General features: G+C 73.0%; 13 protein-coding genes. 2 read left to right on the forward strand and 11 right to left on the reverse strand.

Translation table 11 applies throughout. The features are described from left to right. Positions 1-142: 142 nt before the first annotated feature. From AC07AZ_RS03375 to AC07AZ_RS03395, 5 genes are all read right to left on the reverse strand, one after another. Positions 143-2,200: an ATP-dependent DNA helicase gene (locus AC07AZ_RS03375; RefSeq protein WP_478843293.1), complete on the reverse strand. Its 2,058-nt coding sequence runs from the start codon at positions 2,198-2,200 to the stop codon at positions 143-145. A 64-nt stretch (positions 2,201-2,264) separates the two neighbouring features. After that, positions 2,265-3,140 carry a GNAT family N-acetyltransferase gene (locus AC07AZ_RS03380; protein ID WP_478843295.1) on the reverse strand — a complete coding sequence of 292 codons (876 nt, stop codon included), beginning with the start codon at positions 3,138-3,140 and terminating at the stop codon, positions 2,265-2,267. Positions 3,141-3,254: 114 nt separating this feature from the next. Further along, positions 3,255-5,333 carry an IucA/IucC family protein gene (locus tag AC07AZ_RS03385; RefSeq protein ID WP_478843297.1) on the reverse strand — a complete coding sequence of 693 codons (2,079 nt, stop codon included), beginning with the start codon at positions 5,331-5,333 and terminating at the stop codon, positions 3,255-3,257. A gap of 265 nt (positions 5,334-5,598) precedes the next feature. Then, on the reverse strand, positions 5,599-7,122 hold the full coding sequence (locus tag AC07AZ_RS03390; protein ID WP_478843429.1) for an aminotransferase class III-fold pyridoxal phosphate-dependent enzyme: 1,524 nt from the start codon (positions 7,120-7,122) through the stop codon (positions 5,599-5,601). 555 nt (positions 7,123-7,677) lie between these two features. Next, positions 7,678-8,631 carry a polysaccharide pyruvyl transferase family protein gene (locus AC07AZ_RS03395; RefSeq protein WP_478843299.1) on the reverse strand — a complete coding sequence of 318 codons (954 nt, stop codon included), beginning with the start codon at positions 8,629-8,631 and terminating at the stop codon, positions 7,678-7,680. A gap of 312 nt (positions 8,632-8,943) precedes the next feature. Between AC07AZ_RS03395 and AC07AZ_RS03400 the strand changes: the two genes are divergently transcribed. Next, positions 8,944-10,176, forward strand: a complete 1,233-nt coding sequence (locus AC07AZ_RS03400; RefSeq protein WP_478843301.1) for a trypsin-like serine peptidase — start codon at positions 8,944-8,946, stop codon at positions 10,174-10,176. 167 nt (positions 10,177-10,343) lie between these two features. Here AC07AZ_RS03400 and hflX read toward each other — a convergent pair whose 3' ends face one another. The 6 genes from hflX to miaA all read right to left on the reverse strand — a co-directional run bounded on the left by hflX (position 10,344) and on the right by miaA (position 18,874). Further along, the gene (gene hflX / locus AC07AZ_RS03405; RefSeq protein WP_478843303.1) at positions 10,344-11,837 is read right to left on the reverse strand and encodes a GTPase HflX; all 1,494 of its coding nucleotides are present in this window, start codon (positions 11,835-11,837) and stop codon (positions 10,344-10,346) included. Between the two features lie 255 nt (positions 11,838-12,092). Next, the gene (locus AC07AZ_RS03410; protein WP_478843305.1) at positions 12,093-13,562 is read right to left on the reverse strand and encodes a M1 family metallopeptidase; all 1,470 of its coding nucleotides are present in this window, start codon (positions 13,560-13,562) and stop codon (positions 12,093-12,095) included. A 165-nt stretch (positions 13,563-13,727) separates the two neighbouring features. Beyond that, positions 13,728-15,866, reverse strand: coding sequence for a RelA/SpoT family protein (locus AC07AZ_RS03415; protein ID WP_478843307.1), 2,139 nt, complete (start codon positions 15,864-15,866; stop codon positions 13,728-13,730). A gap of 210 nt (positions 15,867-16,076) precedes the next feature. After that, complete coding sequence (gene dapF, locus AC07AZ_RS03420; protein ID WP_478843309.1) at positions 16,077-16,970, reverse strand: diaminopimelate epimerase; 894 nt, start codon at positions 16,968-16,970, stop codon at positions 16,077-16,079. A 335-nt stretch (positions 16,971-17,305) separates the two neighbouring features. After that, on the reverse strand, positions 17,306-17,827 hold the full coding sequence (locus AC07AZ_RS03425) for a hypothetical protein (RefSeq protein WP_478843431.1): 522 nt from the start codon (positions 17,825-17,827) through the stop codon (positions 17,306-17,308). A 108-nt stretch (positions 17,828-17,935) separates the two neighbouring features. Further along, positions 17,936-18,874, reverse strand: a complete 939-nt coding sequence (gene miaA, locus AC07AZ_RS03430; RefSeq protein ID WP_478843311.1) for a tRNA (adenosine(37)-N6)-dimethylallyltransferase MiaA — start codon at positions 18,872-18,874, stop codon at positions 17,936-17,938. Positions 18,875-19,095: 221 nt separating this feature from the next. Between miaA and AC07AZ_RS03435 the strand changes: the two genes are divergently transcribed. Continuing rightward, positions 19,096-19,305, forward strand: coding sequence for a gliding motility protein (locus AC07AZ_RS03435; RefSeq protein WP_478843313.1), 210 nt, complete (start codon positions 19,096-19,098; stop codon positions 19,303-19,305). Positions 19,306-19,323: the final 18 nt, after the last annotated feature.

A 19,323-nucleotide genomic window follows, 5' to 3' on the forward strand; every position in this document is an offset into this window, starting at 1 on the left:
TGCGCCGGTTCCGGGGCCCTGCGCTGCCCGCAGGTCGATGGCCCGGGGTTACCCGGGGGTGTGGGAGCCACCGCTGACCGCTCACCAACCGGGGTGGAGCGGAGCCCGGGCTGGGCAGCCTCCGATCGCCCGGCTTCCGCCGTCACTCCGCGTCGGTTCCCTCCGCCTTGTCCGCCCCGGCTTCGTCGGCCTTGTCCGTCACCGCTTCGTCCGCCTCACTCGCTACGGCTTCGTCCGCCTTCTTCGCTACGGCGTCGATCGCGGCCAGTGACTTGCGGACCTGGTTGCGGTCCGTGGTGTACCAGAAGTCCGGCAGGGACGCCTTCAGATAGCTCCCGTACCGGGCCGTGGCCAGGCGCTGGTCCAGCACCGCGACCACACCCCGGTCCCCCGTCGCCCGGACGAGACGGCCGGCGCCCTGCGCCATGAGCAGAGCGGCGTGGGTCGCGGCGACCGCCATGAAGCCGTTGCCTCCGGCGTCCTCCACGGCCTTCTGGCGGGCGCTCATCAGCGGGTCGTCCGGGCGCGGGAACGGGATCTTGTCCATGACCACGAGCTGGCAGCTGGGACCGGGGACGTCGACGCCCTGCCACAGCGACAGGGTGCCGAACAGACAGGTCTTCGGATCGGCCGCGAAGTTCTTGATCAGCTCGCCGAGGGTCTCCTCGCCCTGGAGGAGGATCGGGTACTGCGGAATGCGGGTGCGCAGTTCCTCCGCGGCGAGCTGGGCGGCCCGCATCGAGGAGAACAGCCCCAGCGTGCGGCCGCCGGCCGCCTGGATCAACTCCGTCAGCTCGTCGAGCATGTCCCCGCGGTCACCGTCGCGCGCGGGCCGCGCCAGGTGCTTGGCGACGTACAGGATGCCCTGCCTGGGGTAGTCGAACGGTGATCCGACGTCCACCCCCTTCCACTGCGGCAGGTCGTCTCCCTCGGTGCCCTCGGGGGCGAGGCCCAGGGAGGCGCCCACGCCGTTGAAGTCGCCGCCCAGCTTGAGGGTCGCGGAGGTGAGGATCACGGAGCGGTCCGCGAACAGCTTCTCCCGCAGCAGGCCCGACACCGACATGGGGGCCACGCGCAGGGAGGCACCGAAGCGGTCGTGCCGCTCGTACCACACGACGTCCCACTCCGAGCCGTTCGTGATGCGCTCCGCCACGTCGTGCACGCTCTCGACGGAGGCGAGCGCCTGCTTGCGGACCGCGTCCTCGTCCTGGACGGACTTGTCACGGGTCGCGCCGATCGCGGAGATGACCGTGCGCGCGGCGTCGCGCAGCGCCATGAGGGCGTATCCGAGGTCCTCCGGGACCTCCTCCAGACGGCCGGGGAGCGCCAGTTCCATCAGCCGCTCGAAGCCCTCGGCGGCGGTCTGCAACTGGTCCGCGGCCTTCTCGTTCACAAGTCTCGCGGCGCGCCGCACGGCGCGGTTGACCTGGCCGGGAGTGAGCTCGCCTGTGGCCACCCCGGTGACCCGCGACACCAGTTCGTGCGCCTCGTCGACGATCAGCACCTCGTGCTGCGGGAGCACCGGCGCGCCCTCGATGGCGTCGATCGCGAGCAGCGCGTGGTTGGTGACGACGACCTCGGCGAGCTTGGCCCGCTCACGGGCCATCTCCGCGAAGCATTCGGCGCCGTACGCGCACTTGGAGGCGCCCAGGCACTCCCTGGACGAGACCGACACCTGGGCCCACGCACGGTCGGAGACGCCCGGGGTGAGGTCGTCGCGGTCGCCGTTCTCCGTGCCGTCCGACCAGTCGCGCAGCCGCAGCAGGTCCTGGCCCAGTTTGCTGGTCGGGGCGGCCGCCTCGAACTGGTCGAAGAGCCCTTCCTCCTCTTCCTGCGGAACGCCCTCGTGCAGGCGGTGCAGGCACAGGTAGTTCGACCTGCCCTTGAGCATCGCGAACTCCGGGCGGCGGCGCAGCAGCGGGTGCAGTGCGTCGACCGTGCGGGGCAGGTCCCGCTCCACGAGCTGGCGTTGCAGCGCCAGGGTGGCGGTCGCCACGACCACCCGCTCCCCGTGCGCGAGTGCCGGCACCAGGTAGCCGAGCGACTTTCCGGTACCGGTGCCGGCCTGCACCAGCAGGTGGGCACCGTCGTCGATCGCCTCGGCGACGGCTTCGGCCATGGTCACCTGGCCGGGGCGCTCCGTACCGCCGACGGCGGTGACGGCAGCGTGCAGGAGTTCAGGGAGTGAGGGCTTCGTCATAGCCCGACCACCCTACGGCCAGCCACTGACAATCGGGTGATCACGGGGAGGTGCCTGGGGTGGATCACGACCGGGTGCCCTTGGGTCGGGGATCACTGCGGATCACTGCGGAGGAGTCGTAGGAGGGGAGAGTCCGGCGCAGCAGCCGGTCCCGGATCACGAGGGCGGCGCGTTTGTCGGGCAGGTCGATCTCGGCGGAGAAGCGGAATCCGGCGCTGAGGAACGAGGCGACGGAGGGGACGTTGCGAAGGTCGGGTTCCGCGACGACGCGGGCGCAGGCGGGCCGTCGGTCGAGGACGAGATCGGCGACGGCTCTCAGGAGGGTGCTGCCGAGTCCGCGCCCGCGGTCCGCGACCCCGCCGATGAGGAGGTGGACGCCGGTGTCGTGGGGCCGGGCGGGGTAGTGGCGGGCGAGGGGGTCGAGGTCGGCGCGGTAGATCTCCCAGTAGCTCATCGGGGTGCCGGCCAGCATGCCGATGCACGGAACGCTGCGGCCGTCCCCGTCGACCTGTTCCCGCACGTGGCGCTCCGCCGCGGACTCGGGACCCGCCAGGTTCCAGAAGGCGGCCACCGCCGGGTCGTTCATCCACCGGCTGATGAGTGCGAGGTCCCGTTCCAGGCGTACGGGGACCAGTTGGAAGACGCCCGCGGGCGTGCCGGTCGGTCCCCAGTCGGCCACGCGGTCGAGCAGGTCGTCGGGCGTGGACGCGGTGGTGGGTGCGGGTGCCGCGTTCCCGGGGCGGCTCGCGGGGCCGTCGGGGTCGAGTCTGCCCTGCTCGATGAGGGCGAGCAGCTCGTCCGGCAGGCGCAGGTCGAGGGTGTCCTCGCTGTCGCTGCCCGCGCCACCACCCGATGCGGTGGTGCTTTCGCCGGTGAAGGTGTCGGCGTCATGGGTGAGGGGGGCGGTCCCGGTGCCGGTGCTCGCGTCGTTGGGAGGCACGGCGACGCTCCTTTCAGGAGGAGGAGTACGGGTGGTTCGTGTTCCGCGGGGCGCGGGGAGGGCGGGGTTCCGCAGCGGGTCGGGGGCCAGGGGGGAGTGGGTCGGCGGGGGCGGTCAGAGGTGGAGGGGGTTGGCGATGGTGACGTAGACGGACTGGGTGTCGACCGGGCCGACGAGTTCGTCGAGGCCGTGCAGGCGGGTCATCAGGTTCGCCTTGCAGCGCAGGACGGGGGCGTCGAGCAGCTGGGCGGGGAGCGTGGTGTGCAGCCGGGCGGGGCCGGTGGCGACGTCGGTGAGGAAGCGCCGGAAGGCGGCCAGCAGCAGGTGTTCGTCGGCCAGGCGCTGCGAGCCGAACGCGCCGATGAGTCCGAGGACGTTGTTGATGCCGAGGTAGTAGGCGAAACGCTCGTCGGTGACGTCGTCGGGCACGAACGTGTCGCTGTGCTCGCCGACGCCGGGCAGCCGGGCGTCCAGTTCCGCGCGCCGGGACGCGCGGAAGTAGTAGCCCTGGTTGTCGCGGTAGCGGCCACCCGTGGGCCAGCCGGCGGGGTCCAGGAGCACCAGGGTGTTCTGCTGGTGGGCTTCCAGGGCGATGCCGGCCTCCGCGTCCAGCCACAGCACCGGGCGGACGACCTGCTCCAGGTACCGCAGGAACCACTCGGCGGCGACGGCCCCGGGCGGGCGGCCGGTGCGGGCGGCGAGACGGTGGACGAGCGCGGCCAGGCGGGACCGCGAAGCCGGGCGGCCCGCCTCCGCGAGCTCCCCGGCCCCACCTGACCGGGCAAGTGGACGGGGTGAGACGAGTCCGGCGACGCAGGAGACGTCCGTGGACGGGCTGAACGGGTTGTGGCGGATCACCACGTCGAGGCCCTGCACGGGGGTGCCGTCGGGTGCGTCCACGGCGAGCCAGGCCGGGTCGCGCACGATGTCGAACCCCGGATGCGCGCTCTGCCACCGCCTGGACAGACCGGCGCGCAGGAGCCGGTGCACTTCGACTCCGCGGTGCAGTTCCTTGCGGAGGTTCTCACGGCGGGAGTTGGTGATGCGCAGCCCCAACGACAGCTTGAGCATGGCCGCGGCGCCGGATCTGTGGACGGTGCGTACCGAGGAGGTGGGGTACCAGGCCGGCCCCTGAGGGCCGAGGTCGCGGAGCAGTCCGTCGTCGAACAGGCCCGCCACCCCGGGACGCTGCCGGACCTCGCGCAGCTGCCAGGGGTGGACGGGCAGGGCGGCGTAACCGTCGGGCAGGGGCAGCGAGGTCTCCGCGAGGCGTGCTGTCAGCAGGGGTGCGGCGAGCGGGCGCCCGCGTTCGGTCCAGGCCGAGTCGGTGGCGAGCAGGGCGGGGGCGACCGCCAGCCAGTGCGGGACGAAGGAGCCGTACAACTCGGGTGAGTAGAGCGGTGCCTCGGACTCGGAGAGGCCCTCGCGGCTCTTCGGGGCCGGGTGCAGGGGATGTCCGAGAACGAGTGCCTGCTCGGCGGCGAGGAAGAGGTCCGGGTCACCGTCGGGACGCTTTCGGCAGGCGCTGACGAACGTGGCGGTACGGCGGCGGGAGTCGGCGACCCGCGCCACCAGGTCGGCGCTGTCGATGGCCTCGGTCGCGTCGGATGGGCGGGGTGCCGCCGGGTGGGGGTTCGCCGGGCGCGGGGCCTCGGGGCGCGGGGTCGGCAGGCGCGGGGTCGGCAGGTGCGGGTCCGCCGGATGAGGGCTTTCGCGTGCCTCCCTGGCGAGGAGGGCGGCGATCGTGACGGCGTCGGCGGGCGGGGAGTGGTCCGGGACGCCGGCCAGGAGGGGGCGGCCGAAGCGGTGCCATCCCGTCGGTGACCAGTAGCGGACGGGGACGAGCAGGGAGGTGCCGCTGGCCGGCAGCGGGATGCGGAGAGGGCCGTCGGCGGGAGCCCGGAGGTTGGCCTCGCGCACCCAGCAGCGCAGCACGTTCTCCACGGTGGCGGCCTCGGCCGCGGTGTCGGGGTCGGGGTGCTCCAACGGGTCGGGGTGCTCGTACGGGTCCTGGTGCGGCAGGGGTTTCACGGACTCCTGAGGTTCCCGGTGCTCATGAGCGCCCGATCCCTCCGGCGGACCCGCGTCCGCGGCCGTACCCCCCGCGGACGCCTGCTGCCGGAGATCCGCTGCGCCGGGGGGCCGTGGCACCGGTGTGAGGGCGCGGTCGTCGGAGGTGGGGGTGGCGTTCAATGTCGAGATCCTCGGGGGTCTGAGCAGGGGTTGGGGTGGATGCGATTTCGCATTTGACTCAAGTCGGTTGATGGTGGCTTGTGTTGACGCTGTGGAGAGGCGCGGTGGGAGCGGTTCGGCAGGCGGTGAACAGGCGACCAACGTGGTGCGGAGACACCGGGCCGCCGGCGGCCGTCGGCCCGGGCGGCGCGACCGTGGGCGGCGCGACCGTGGGCGGCGCGACCGTGGGCGGGTCGGCGGGGCGGTCGCGCGGCACGCCTCGGCGTCAGCCCGCGCGTTCGGCCGGGTCGCCGTGCCGCCTGGGCCGTCGGCGCGGTGGAGGCGTCCGACCGTCCTGGGTGTGCCGGCGGGCCACTGTCTCCACCGCGTCGGTGAGACGGTCGAGCACGGCGGCGGCCTGCTCGTCACTGATCGTCAGCGGCGGCAGCAGCAGGACGACATTCGCGTGGGGACCGCCGATGCCGACGATCAGGCCGCGACGCAGGCACTCACGCTGGACGGCGGCCGCCAGCCCGGACGCGGCAGGCCCCGGGCCGTGCGGCTGGTCCGGCCTCCGGGTCCCTCCCGCGCCCACGGGCGCGACTTCCCGCTCCCCGGCCGCGACTTCAAGGCCCGCCGGTGCGACTTCCCGCTCCCCGGCCGCGACTTCAAGGTCCGCCCGTGCGACTTCGGGGCCCTTCGGCGCGACGTCCCGCTCCCCGGCCGCGACTTCAAGGCCCGCCCGTGCGACTTCGGGGCCCTTCGGCGCGCCTCCCGCATCCATCGGCGCGCCTCCCGCATCCACCGGTGGGGCTTCCGCATCCACCCGTGTGACTCCCGGCGCCACCGCTGCGACTCGCGCATCCACCGGTGCGACGCCCGGATCCACCCATGCGACGTCCGCGTCCACCAGCTCGACGCCGATCATCAGGCCGCGCCCCCGGACGTCCCCGACGCACGGGAACCGGGACGGCAGGGAGCGCAGTTGGGCGAGCAGTCGGGAGCCCAGGGTTGCCGCCCGCCGGGCGAGTTGGTGCCGGCGGACGTAGGCCAGGGTGGCGGTGCCCGCGGCCATGGCGAGCTGGTTGCCGCGGAACGTGTCGGTACGGCCGCCCGGTTGCCGTACGTCGAGATCCTCGCCGTAGACCAGTACGGCGAGGGGGAGGCTGCCGCCGATGGCGTGGGAGAGGACCATCACGTCGGGGGTGACTCCGCTGTGGTCCACCGCCCAGAAGGCGCCTGTCCGCCCGACTCCGGTCCGGGACTCGTCCGCGATCAGCGGGATGGAACGGGCGGCCGTGAGTCCGCGCACGCGCCGCGTCCAGTCGTCGGAGGCGGGGAGCACCGCGCCCCCGCCGTGGACGGGGTCGAGGACCGCTCCGGCGGGGAGCGGCAGGCGCGGCAGCGGGTCGTCGAGGTCGGTCCCGGTCCTGCGGAACGCGACATCGGCGCCGTGCGGGCCGTGGAGGTCGCGGGCATCGAGGATCCCGGTGCGCCCGGTCACGGTGCGTACGAGGCGGAACGCCGCCTCCATCGCGTCCTCGCCGGCCGGTCCGCAGAACCGCACGCGGGCGTGATCGGCCAGGCCCGGCGGCAGGGTGCGGAGCAGCTCTTCGGTGAAGGCGTCCTGGACGGGAGTCGTCAGGTCGGGGACGAGCAGGGGAGCGCCCGAGTCGAGGACCTCGCGGATCGCGTCGAGGACCACGGGGTGGTTGTGGCCGAGCGCCAGGGCGCCCGCGCCGGAGGCGCAGTCCAGGTACCGGCGGCCGTCGGCGCCCTCGATGGTCAGACCGCGCGCCCGGACCGGCACGATCGGCAACGCGCCCGCGTAGGTGCGGGCCGTCGGCTCGCGCGTCGTCTGCCGCCGCCTCGGGGTTCCCTCGCGCGGAGGACACGGATTCCCCTGGTGTGCGGGGGGCGCGCCCACGGGGCCGCGCGTCATGCCCACCGCCTCGCAGGTCCCTCCGGACGCAGACTCGGTCACGGCCACGGTTCCCGTCCTCCCGCTGTCCACGGACGAGGGGGCCCTCGCGGCCTCGTCCATCCCGGAATACGCAACCCCGCGAGCGTTGACTCGCTCACCCGACGCCCCGGGGACCTGAGCACAGGGGACCGGACACCGTCAGCAGGACCCCATGGCTACCAACCCCGGACCGTCCGGCGGGTTACGGGTAGTTCCAAGATCATTGCGATCGTCGGGCCACCACGCGAGGGGGACCTCCGACGGGGTTACGCGCGCGAGGGGAGGGGCATCGGGCCACCCGCCGCGATGCGAGGCTGGTGAACCAGTCGTCCCACGGCATCACAAAATGTGACTGATTGCCACGTATCATCATCGAACTGTCCCGCCTCCGCGCCCCGCCCCCTACCCCGCCCGGTCCTCAAGACGTGTCCACAGCGTCTCCACCAGGCGGTCGGCGCCGTCCCGCACGACTCCCTCGCGGAACTCGGCGGCGATCTGCCGGGCGGCGACCGGGCCCGTGGTCAGGCACCAGTGCCACCAGCGGTCCAGCTCACGGGCGTCCACTCGTTCCGCGGGCACCAGTGCGGGCCAGTCGCAGGCCCGCGCCTGCGCGGTCAGCTCCGCTCCGCCCGCCGCCGGATCGACGGCCAGCGCCGGCACGCCCGCGCGCAGTGCCAGGACCAGCCCGTCCAGCCGGTCCGTGACCACGAGGTCCAGCCGCGTGAGCACGGACTCGAGTTGGGCCGGCGTCGCGCACAGGCGCCAGTCGCGGGCGTCGAGCCGGGTGTCGAGCTCCAGGCGGGCGCAGTCCTTCCCGGCCAGCCAGGCGGTGACCTCCCCGGCGACCTGTTCGTGCCGCCACCGCTGCCCGTGCCCGTGCTCGGGCCGGCCGTATGTGAGGACGACGCCGACGACCGGCCGGGTCGGAAGGGCGGGTGCCCGTGTCGCCAGGTCCCGGCCGGACTCGGTGTCCGAGGCGTCCCGGGCCAGTACGCGGTGGAAACCGGCCACGGCGGCGCTGCCCGGCGCGACGACGGACGTACCGACAGCGATCCGCACGCAGTGCGCGAACCGCCGGTGCAGGTTCTCGATCTGCTCCCCGTGCAACGGACCGCACACGAAGACAAGGTGGGAGTAGTCATCGGGCCGCACGTCGCCGAGGTGGAGGGCCTCGGGCCTGAGGCCGGGGCTCCAGGCGACGTCATGGGTGATGCCGGCCTGGCCGAGCACGTCGCTGACCCGCTCCAGGGCCAGCACGTCCCCGGCGGTCGCCTCGCCGTGCGGGAAGCTGAACCATCCCGTGAGCAGCACCTTCCCGCGCGTCCCGGGAAGTGCTCGCAGCAGTCGCTCGCGCATAGTGCGACCGGGTTCCCGCCGGGACGGGAGGCAATCACCGGTGCCGGAGCGATTTCGCGGCGGGACGGCCAGGTCAGGCGGCCTGTAGCCGAACCGTTGCCGTCCCGCCCGCGGTCACCCACAGGGACCGCATAGTGTGTGGTGCCGTCCGGGTACCCGCCCGGACGGTGGGGGTCCACCGAGACGCAACGGCACCCGCCCGCAACCGCGTTCACACCCAGGACGCGGCCGGGCCCGCCCGAGCACACCCGTCACGGCACCGCACAGCAGGCACAACCAGGCACGTCCAGGCACCTCAGGGGGAGTCAGACCATGCGATTCATACGGCCGTCGTTCACCGCCCGGCAGGTAACGCGCGGGGAACGTGCGCGCCGCGGAACCTCCCTCGTGCTGGCCACCGTCGCGCTCGCCTCGGCGCTCGCGCTCACGGCCACCGCCTGCGATTCGGGCGACTCCCAGGCCGACGGCCGCCCCTCCGCCTCCGCCACCTCGGACGGCGACGGCAAGATCAAGATCCCGGACGACATCAAGCAGAAGCTCAGAGAGCACGGGATCGATGTCGACAAGTGGAAGAACGGCGCCTGGAAGAACTGGAACAGGGACGACTGGCTCCGCGAGGCCCAGGACTACATCAACCCGATCATCAAGGGCCTGTGGGACTCGGACCGCATGCGTGGCGCCGACGACCCGGACAAGGTGGTCGACCCGGGCGACCTCGCCGACGACCAGGGCGTGACCGACCCGACGCCGGCGTCGGTGGACGCGAAGTCCGTGCCGCCCACCTACCACGCGAACGCCGCCGAGGCGGGCAAGGTGTTCTTCGACTCCCCCGAGGGCACGATGGTCTGCTCGGCGACGGTCGTGCGGGATCCGGCCCACCCCGGCAAGTCCAACCTGGTGTGGACGGCGGGCCACTGCGTCCACGCCGGCAGGAAGGGCGGCTGGTACCGCAACATCGCCTTCGTGCCCTCGTACAACAACGCGGGTGACACGGCGGAGGAGTTGCAGAACGCCCCGAAGGAGAAGGTCGCTCCCTACGGCGTCTGGTGGGGTGACTGGGCGCGGACCTCGCAGCAGTGGATCGAGCAGGGCGGTGCGACGGGCGGCGACGGGGCACCGTACGACTTCGCGGTCATTCACGTGACACCGGAGGAGGGCAGCGACGGCAAGTCGCTGGAGGAGACGGTGGGTTCGGCGCTGCCGGTGAACTTCGACGCACCGTCGGTGCCGAAGGTGGCGAGCATCACGGCCACCGGCTACCCGGCCGCGGCGCCCTATGACGGGCAGAAGCTGTACCAGTGCGCGGACCGGCCGGGACGGCTGTCGGTCAACGCGTCGGCCCCGACGATGTACCGCATCGGATGCAGCATGACCGGCGGCGCGTCCGGCGGCGGCTGGGTCGAGACCGGCTCGGACGGCGAACCCGCGCTGGTGTCCAACACCTCGATCGGTCCGGTGACTTCGGGCTGGCTGGCCGGACCGCGGCTGGGCGATGTGGCCAAGGGCGTGTACGACTCGGTGAGCAGGAAGTTCGCCGGTCAGTGACCGCTCATCACCTGGGGTCACGTCAGACCTGGGTGACGTCGTGAGCGAGTGAGGTGTACGGCGGCCGGTGACCGCGCAGGCACACCGAAGGCCCACCTCCTGCGCCGGGCAGGGGGCGGGCCTTCGGACTCTCGCGGGACGGCCGGGTCGGCTCTCCCGGGCGCGACTCAGCCGAGCGGTGCCGGGACGTACGGCGCGAGATCCGCCGCCAGCTCCTCGTGCACCCGCGCCTTGAGCAGGGTGCCCTCCGGGGTGTGCTCCTCGGAGATCACCTCGCCCTCGGTGTGGGCACGGGCGACGAGCTTGCCGTGGGTGTACGGCACGAGTGCCTCGATCTCGACCGAGGGCCGGGGCAGCTCGTTGTCGATCAGTGCGAGCAGCTCGGTGATGCCGAGTCCGGTGCGGGCCGAGACCGCGATCGACCGCTTCTCGATCCGCAGCAGCCGTTGCAGCGTCAGCGGGTCGGCCGCGTCCGCCTTGTTGATCACGACGATCTCGGGCACGGCGGTGGCGCCGACGTCCCGGATCACCTCGCGTACGGCGGCGAGCTGCTCCTCCGGGAAGGGGTGCGAGCCGTCCACCACGTGGATGATCAGGTCGGCGTCGCCGACCTCCTCCATGGTGGAACGGAACGCCTCGACCAGGTGGTGCGGCAGGTGTCGTACGAAGCCGACCGTGTCGGTCAGTGTGTACAGCCGTCCGCTCGGGGTCTCGGCCCGGCGCACGGTCGGGTCGAGGGTCGCGAACAGGGCGTTCTCGACCAGGACGCCCGCGCCGGTGAGGCGGTTGAGCAGGGAGGACTTGCCGGCGTTGGTGTAGCCCGCGATGGCGACGGACGGCACCCTGTGGCGCCGGCGTTCCTGGCGCTTGATCTCGCGGCCGGTCTTCATGTCCGCGATCTCCCGGCGCATCTTCGCCATCTTCTCGCGGATCCGGCGCCGGTCCGTCTCGATCTTGGTCTCACCGGGACCACGGGTGGCGAGGCCGCCGCCCTTGCCGCCGCCCATCTGACGGGACAGCGACTGACCCCAGCCGCGCAGCCTCGGCAGCATGTACTGCATCTGCGCGAGCGCGACCTGCGCCTTGCCCTCGCGGGACTTGGCGTGCTGGGCGAAGATGTCCAGGATCAGGGCCGTACGGTCGATGACCTTGACCTTGACGACGTCTTCGAGGTGGATGAGCTGGCCCGGGCTGAGCTCACCGTCGCAGATGACGGTGTCCGCGCCCGACTCGATGACGATGTCCCGCAGCTCGTTGGCCTTGCCGGAACCGATGAAGGTGGCGGCGTCGGGCTTGTCGCGGCGCTGGGTCACGCCGTCGAGCACGACCGCGCCGGCGGTCTCCGCGAGGGCCGCGAGCTCCGCGAGGGAGTTCTCCGCGTCCTGCACGGTCCCCGAGGTCCAGACGCCGACGAGCACGACCCGCTCCAGGCGGAGCTGGCGGTACTCGACCTCGGTGACGTCCTCGAGTTCGGTGGAGAGGCCCGCGACGCGGCGGAGCGCCGCACGGTCGGAGCGGTCGAACTGGTCGCCGTCCCGCTCTCCGTCGATCTCGTGGCTCCAGGCGACGTCCTCTTCCATCAGGGCATCGGCCCGGAGACCGTCGGGGTAGGCGTGCGCGAGACGCTGACTGTCCTGGGAAGGGGATGAAGAGGAGGTCATTGGGTCCTTACGTCGTTGGGGATGGTGTGCCGTGACGGGCACGCGGCGGAGGCCGGTGTCTCGACCTGGTCCGCCACTGTCGTCAACGTACGGGTACCCCGGGAGATTCCCGTGTCCCGTGCGGTGCGCTGCCGCGCCGGCCCCACGATGGTCGCACGGGGCGGCCGGTCCCGTCATCGCCTTATCCCGCTGCCGACGCCGCCGGCCGGAGTCCCCGATGCCCTGCGGGCGGCGGGCCCGGCCGTGGCACCGCCGTCACGGAGCGGCCGGTTTCCAGTCCGGGTGACCGGGCATCGGCGGGGTCTTCTCGCCGTACAGCCAGGCCTGGAAGAAGTCCCCGAGGTCGCGTCCGGAGACCTGGGAGGCGAGCCGTACGAAGTCGGCGGTGGTCGCGACGCCGTCGCGGTGGCCGCTCAGCCAGGCGCGTTCCAGGTGCTCGAAGGCCGGTCCGCCGATCTCCTGGCGCAGGGCGTACAGGGCGAGGGCGGCGCCGTCGTAGACGTTCGGCCGGAAGATGCCGATCTTCTGGCCGGGCTTGGGCGCCTTGGGTGCGGCCGGTGGTCCGCCGGCCGCGCGCCAGCGGTCGGAGAAGCTGTACGCCGCCTTCATCCGCGCCTCCATCGGCCGGTTCGCCTTCTCCTGCGCGTAGAGGGCCTCGTACCAGGTGGCGTGGCCCTCGTTGAGCCACAGGTCGGACCAGGTGCGCGGGCTGACGCTGTCGCCGAACCACTGGTGGGACAGCTCGTGCACCATGATCGACTCGACGTACCACCTGGGGTAGGCGGGCTCGGTGAACAGGTCCTTCTCGAAGAGGGAGAGGGTCTGCGTCTCCAGCTCGAAGCCCGTGGCCGCCTCGGCCATGAGGACGCCGTACGTCTCGAAGGGGTAGGGCCCGACCTTGCTCTCCATCCAGGCGATCTGGTCGGGGGTCTTCGCCAGCCAGGGTTCGAGCGCGGCGCGGTCCTCGGCGGGCACGACGTCCCGCAGGGGCAGATGGTGCGGGCCGGTGCGGTGCACGACGGCGGAGCGGCCGATGGAGACCTGGGCGAGTTCGGTGGCCATGGGGTGCTGGGTGCGGTACGTCCACGTCGTCGTCCGGCCGGCCCGGTCCACGCCGGCCGGCAGTCCGTTGGCGACCGCGGTGTAGCCCTCGGGAGCGGTGACGTGGACGGTGAACATCGCCTTGTCGGAGGGGTGGTCGTTGCAGGGGAACACGAGGTGGGCGACGTCGGCCTGGTTGGCCATGGCGAGGCCGTCCGCGGTCCGCACCCAGCCGCCGTCGCGGTCGTCGGCGGTCACGGGGTCGCTGGTGTGCCGGACCGTGATCCGCGTCCAGGTGCCCCGGGGCAGCGGCTTCCGGGGGGTGACGACGAGGTCCTCGTCCGCGCCGGCGAACGTGGCGGGCTCACCGTCGACCTCGACCGACTGGACGTCCCCGTGCGCGAAGTCGAGGTTGACGCGGTCCAGCGAGGTGGTCGTCCAGGCGTTGATGGTGGTGACGGCCCGCAGGGGTTTGTCGTTGGCGCCGGAGTAGGTGAAGTCGAGGTCGTAGGAGGCGACGTCGTAGCCGGGGTTGCCCAGGTGGGGGAAGAGGCGGTCGCCGACGCCGAGCGGGACGGCGGGGGCGCTCGCGGCGAGGAGGCAGACCGAGACGGCGGAGACGAGCAGTGCGGCCGCCTTCGGCCGTCGGGGGCGGGGGGCCCGGGTGCGGGGGGTGAGCAGCATGGACCACCGCTACCAGCGCGCGCGTACGCTGCGGCGGCGCCGCGCACCCGGCCCACCCGAACGGGTGGGTGCAGGGGCGACGACAGGCGGCGGGGCCGCCACCAAGGCGGCGCGCGGGACGGTTTCCGCGAGACGGCGCGCGCCCCTCGGCCGTGCCGGGCCCGCTCAGTCGTCCGTCGTCTCCAGCTGGGTCTGGGCCCGGCTCACGTCGTACACGCCCGGCACGTCGCGCATCGCCCGCATGAGAGCGGGGAGGGCGGCCGCGTCCGGGATCTGGACGGTGTACGTGTGGCGTACGCGTTGCCGGCTCGGGGGCTCCACGGTCGCCGAGACGATCTCGGCGCCCTCGTGGGCCATCGCCTCGGTGAGGTCCGCGAGCAGATGGGGGCGGCCGAACGATTCAGCGAACAGGGTCACCCGGCACGCGGTGGTGTCACCCCAGCGCACGCCGACCTCCGCACGCCCCGCGCTCTTCATGCGCTCCGCTCCGGGGCATTCGAGGCGGTGGACGGTCACCGCTCCGCCGCGCACGGAGAACCCGGTGATCTCGTCGGGCGGTACGGGCGTGCAGCAGCCGGCCAGTCGCGCGCTCGCGCCGGGCTGGTCGACCACGGCGTTCGCCGACCCGGAGGGGGCAAGGGGCCCGGCGACGGGCCGGGGCGGCGCCTCGCCCGGCACGGCGGAGGCCGGGGCCGCGGCCTGGGCCTCGGCGGCCGCCGGATGCGTGGTGAGCCAGCGCTGGATGGCGATCCGGGCGGCCGGGGTGTGCGCGTGCTCGAGCCACTCCCTGGAGGGCTCGGAGGCGGGGTCCTGGCCCATGAGCAGCTGGACGGTGTCCCCGTCCTTCAGCACGGTGCTGAGGGTCGCCAGGCGGCCGTTGACCCGGGCGCCGATGCACGCGTGGGCGTCCTCGCCGTACTGCGCGTACGCGGCGTCCACGCAGGTCGCGCCCTCCGGCAGGCCCAGCCGACCGCCGTCGGGCCGGTACACGGTGATCTCCCGGTCCTGGGCGAGGTCCTCGCGCAGGGTGGACCAGAAGGTGTCCGGGTCGGGCGCGGCCTCCTGCCAGTCCAGGAGCCGGGACAGCCAGCCCGGGCGGGTGGGGTCGACGCGCTCGTCGTCGGTCGCGGACTGGTCCTCCGGGGAGGGGGCGTAGGGGTTGCCGAGGGCGATGACCCCGGCCTCGGCGACCTTGTGCATCTGGTGGGTGCGGATGAGGACTTCGACGACCTGGCCGTCGGCACGGGCCACGGCGGTGTGCAGCGACTGGTAGAGGTTGTACTTGGGGACGGCGATGAAGTCCTTGAACTCCGAGACGACGGGCGTCAGACAGGTGTGCAGTTCACCGAGTACGCCGTAACAGTCCGCGTCCTCGTTGACCAGGACCAGCAGCCGTCCGAAGTCGGAGCCGCGCAGCTGTCCGCGCTTGCGGGCCACCCGGTGCACGGAGACGAAGTGGCGTGGCCGGATGAGGACTTCGGCCTGGATGTCGGCGTCACGCAGGACACCGCGCACCTCGTCGGCGACCTCGGCGAGAGGATCGTCGGGGCGCGCGGAGTTGGCGACGATCAACTCCCGTGTGTGGGCGTACTCCTCGGGCAGCAGGATCGCGAAGACCAGGTCCTCCAGTTCGGTCTTGAGCGCCTGCACACCGAGCCGTTCGGCGAGCGGGATCAGGACGTCCCGGGTGACCTTGGCGATCCGGGCCTGCTTCTCGGGCCGCATCACCCCGAGGGTGCGCATGTTGTGCAGCCGGTCGGCGAGTTTGATCGACATCACGCGGACGTCGTTGCCGGTGGCGACGAGCATCTTGCGGAAGGTCTCGGGCTCGGCGGCGGCGCCGTAGTCGACCTTCTCCAGCTTGGTGACCCCGTCGACGATGTAGCGGACCTCGGCGCCGAACTCCTCGCCGACCTGATCCAGCGTCACATCGGTGTCCTCGACGGTGTCGTGGAGCAGAGAGGCCGTCAGAGTCGTTGTCTCGGCGCCGAGTTCGGCGAGGATGAGGGTCACCGCGAGCGGGTGTGTGATGTACGGCTCACCGCTCTTGCGCATCTGGCCGCGGTGCGAGGACTCGGCGAGCACGTAGGCCCGGCGCAGGGGCTCCAGGTCCGCTTCCGGGTAGTGGGCGCGATGCGCCTCGGCGACGTGGCCGATGGCGTCGGGCAGCCGGTCGCGGGCGGCGGGGCCGAGCAGCGCGGCCCGGCCCAGACGGCGCAGGTCGATCCGGGGGCGGGCCTTCCTGCGGGGCACTGTCGGGGCGACAGGGCCTGTGCTCGCAGGATTTGTGGCCTCCGCACTCATGGGCACCTCCGGCTGCGTCGACCGGCGGACGGGGTGCCCCAGGGCGGACATGACTCCAGGGCTGGCATCGGTCCCCCGTCCGGGCCGGTGCTTGATGCTACCGAGCCCACCACGTGCGGCTGACCGCCTCCCGCCGAGCGTGAAACGGATCACCCATTCGAGCGACCGTCTCCAGGTTTACGGTTTCACGGTGTGTGACAGATGATCACCTCAGCGTGTGGCGGCGTCCAGCCACTCCGTGTCGATCTCACCCTCGGCGACGATCACCGCGGGACCGGTCATCTCGATCTCCCCGTCGGGCCGTTCGGTGATCACCAGGGTGCCGCCGGGCACGTCGACGGTGTACGTCGCCGGGACGCCGGTGACCGCCGGGTCGGCGCCGTCCCTGCGAGCCGTTGCCACCGCCACGGCGCACGCGCCGGTGCCGCAGGAGCGGGTCTCGCCGGAGCCGCGCTCGTGCACGCGCAGGGCGACGTGCCGGGGGCCGCGGTCGACGACGAACTCGACGTTCACCCCGTCCGGGTAGGCGGACGCGGGGCCGACCGGCGGCGGGGAGCACAGGTCGCCGGCGTGGGAGAGGTCGGCGACGAAGGCGACCGCGTGGGGATTGCCCATGTTCACGTTGCGCGCGGGCCAGCTGCGCCCGCCGACGCTCACCGTGACGTCCCCCTCGGGGAGGCGCGCCCGGCCCATGCCCACGGTGATGTCCCCGTCGGCGGAGCCGCTGCCCGGCGTGACCTTCGCGATGTGCACCCTCTTCACACCCCCGCGCGTGGCCACCGCGAGGTCGCCCTCACCGGCGTGACCGGCGCGCTGGAGGTAGCGGGCGAACACCCGCACGCCGTTGCCGCACATCTCCGCGACCGAACCGTCGCCGTTGCGGTAGTCCATGAACCACTCCGCCTCGGCCGCCAGGTGCGCGGCCTCGGGGTGGGCCGCGGACCGCACCACGTGCAGCAGTCCGTCACCGCCGATGCCCGCGCGCCGGTCGCACAGCGCGGCGACGGTGGCGGGGGGAAGGGCGATGGCGTTGTCCGGGTCCGGCACGATCACGAAGTCGTTCTCCGTGCCGTGGCCCTTGAGGAAGGCGATCCGCGTGCTCATTCCCCGATCGTACGGCGTGACCGCGGCGGGGCGGAGGGCGTGCGGTTCAGTCCAGGCGGGGCGGGCGGCGAAGCCGTCGGCGCGGGCGGGGCCGGGCGGGGCGGGCGGACGTGTCGGCGCAGGCGGGGCGGGCGGACGTGTCGGCGCAGGCGGCGCGGACGGCGAGCGCGTCGACGCAGGCAGGGCCGGGCGGGGCGGAAGGCGGACGGGTCGGCGCGGCGGGGCGGTGAGCGCGTCGACGCAGGCGGGCGGGGCGGGCGGACGTGTCAGCGCAGGCGAACCGCAGGGCGGGGCGAGCGCGTCGACGCAGGCGAACCGCAGCGAGGGCGTGCGCGTCAGCGCAGGCGGGCCACGCGCCAGACGGCGAGTACGACCACCGCGGCGACCACCAGGGCGTACGCGCCCGCGATGCGCCAGTCCGCGCGCCGGCCGGAGCCGCGCGGCGGCAGGCCGGGCCAGGTGTGGCCCACGCGGCGGGCGGCCGTCATGCCCCAGCCCGCCGCGCACGAGCAGATCAGCAGCCCCAGCATGGCGATCACGGCCCCGCTGTCGCCGAAGTCGAAGGCGAGCGGGAAGGCGAACATCAGGGAGCCGACCGCGGCGAGGGCCACGATGGGCGCGAGCTGCCAGATGCGCAGTCGGCGCTGCGGACGCAGCTCGACCTCGACCTCGGGGCCGCCCGCGAACATCTCCTCGGGCTCGGGACCGTCGGCGGTCACACCGCCCTGGGTGTCGTCGGGCCCGTCGGGGCTCAGGTCGGGCCCGTCGGGGCTCAGTCGGTCGTCGTACTCGGCCGCACCACTGTCGGTGGTGAGACGCCCGGTGCCTTCCGCGGTGTCGCGAGGGCCGGCCTCCATCGCCACGCGCCCTCCCAACTTGGACTCCACCTGGTCGATCGAAGCTCGATGATGGCACGGCACCGGAGGCCCGCATGACGGCCTGAGCGTCCCGATGCCATGACGTGATCAGGCTGTGACCGGTCGTTCGACCAACGTCAGCGCGAGCTGAGGAAGTTCTGTGAGATCCGCCGCGGCCCCACTCAACCAATGCACCCGCGGATCGCGCCTGAACCACGAATCCTGGCGGCGCGCGAAGCGTTTGGTGGCCCGCACGGTCTCGGCCCGCGCGTCCTCCAGGGTGCACTCCCCCGCGAGCGCCGCGAGCACCTGCTGGTAGCCGAGCGCGCGCGAGGCCGTACGCCCCTCGCGCAACCCCTGCGCCGCGAGTGCGCTCACCTCGTCCACGAGTCCGGCGTCCCACATCCGGTCGACCCGGCGCGCGATGCGCTCGTCGAGTTCGGGCCGCGTCACGTCGACGCCGATCTGGAGGGTGTCGTAGACGGAGTCGTGGCCGGGGAGGTTGGCGGTGAAGGGCCTGCCGGTGATCTCGATGACCTCCAGGGCCCGGACGATGCGGCGGCCGTTGCTCGGCAGGATGGCCCGCCCCGCCTCCGGGTCGGCGGCGGCGAGGCGGGCGTGCAGGGCTCCGGAGCCGCGCAGGGTGAGCTCCTCCTCCAGGCGGCTCCTGATCTCGGGGTCGGTGCCGGGGAACTCCAGGTTGTCGACGGCCCCGCGGACGTACAGCCCGGAGCCGCCGACGAGGATCGGCCAGCGTCCCTCGCCGAGCAGTGCGTCGATGCGCTCCCGGGCGAGCCGCTGGTACTCGGCGACGGACGCCGTGACGGACACGTCCCAGATGTCCAGGAGGTGGTGCGGGACGCCGCCGCGCTCCTCGGGCGTCAGCTTGGCGGTACCGATGTCCATCCCCCGGTACAGCTGCATGGAGTCGGCGTTGACGACCTCTCCGCCGAGCCGCTGGGCCAGAAAGACGCCCAGATCGGACTTTCCGGCCGCGGTCGGTCCGACGACGGCGATGACGCGGGGGGCGGGGGGTGCGCTGCTCACCGCCCCAGTCTCGCAAACCTCACCGGGTGGTCTCGAACGGGTTACGTGACGGCGCGCGTCCGGGGTCGTTGCCAGTTCCGAGGTTCTTGCCGCCGGTTCACAGGGGCGGCGATCCGGGCGGCGCAGACGGGCGCACCGGACGACGCGGGATTTCGCCCGCACGAGTAGCGTATGGAGTCGACATGGGCGTTTTCGCACGACTTATCCGCAGGTCGAAGAGCATGGAGGACGCGCAGGCCGTCGAGGCTCCGGCCGAGTCGGCACCGGCGGCAGAGGAGGGCACCTCCGAGTCCGGGAAGCCGGCCGCAGCGGAGCCGACGCCGGCGCCGGCGGGCGACGAGGCCGGAGGGGAGGGCGTCGAGATCCCCAAGCAGCAGTCGGCCGGGGAAGTGGCCGACCGTGAGGCCGGTGAGAGCTCCCGCACCAAGTAGCTCCCGCGTGGAAAGGTG

It is taken from the genome of Streptomyces sp. NPDC043878 (genome assembly GCF_056435735.1).

What these genes read in the sequence shown, in the direction of transcription:
- AC07AZ_RS03375 (WP_478843293.1), bottom strand. Translation starts at nt 2,200, where the DNA reads ATGACGAAGCCCTCACTCCCTGAACTCCTGCACGCTGCCGTCACCGCC.
- AC07AZ_RS03395 (WP_478843299.1), bottom strand. Translation starts at nt 8,631, where the DNA reads ATGCGCGAGCGACTGCTGCGAGCACTTCCCGGGACGCGCGGGAAGGTG.
- AC07AZ_RS03400 (WP_478843301.1), top strand. Translation starts at nt 8,944, where the DNA reads ATGCGATTCATACGGCCGTCGTTCACCGCCCGGCAGGTAACGCGCGGG.
- hflX (WP_478843303.1), bottom strand. Translation starts at nt 11,837, where the DNA reads ATGACCTCCTCTTCATCCCCTTCCCAGGACAGTCAGCGTCTCGCGCAC.
- AC07AZ_RS03410 (WP_478843305.1), bottom strand. Translation starts at nt 13,562, where the DNA reads ATGCTGCTCACCCCCCGCACCCGGGCCCCCCGCCCCCGACGGCCGAAG.
- AC07AZ_RS03415 (WP_478843307.1), bottom strand. Translation starts at nt 15,866, where the DNA reads ATGAGTGCGGAGGCCACAAATCCTGCGAGCACAGGCCCTGTCGCCCCG.
- dapF (WP_478843309.1), bottom strand. Translation starts at nt 16,970, where the DNA reads ATGAGCACGCGGATCGCCTTCCTCAAGGGCCACGGCACGGAGAACGAC.
- AC07AZ_RS03425 (WP_478843431.1), bottom strand. Translation starts at nt 17,827, where the DNA reads ATGGAGGCCGGCCCTCGCGACACCGCGGAAGGCACCGGGCGTCTCACC.
- AC07AZ_RS03435 (WP_478843313.1), top strand. Translation starts at nt 19,096, where the DNA reads ATGGAGGACGCGCAGGCCGTCGAGGCTCCGGCCGAGTCGGCACCGGCG.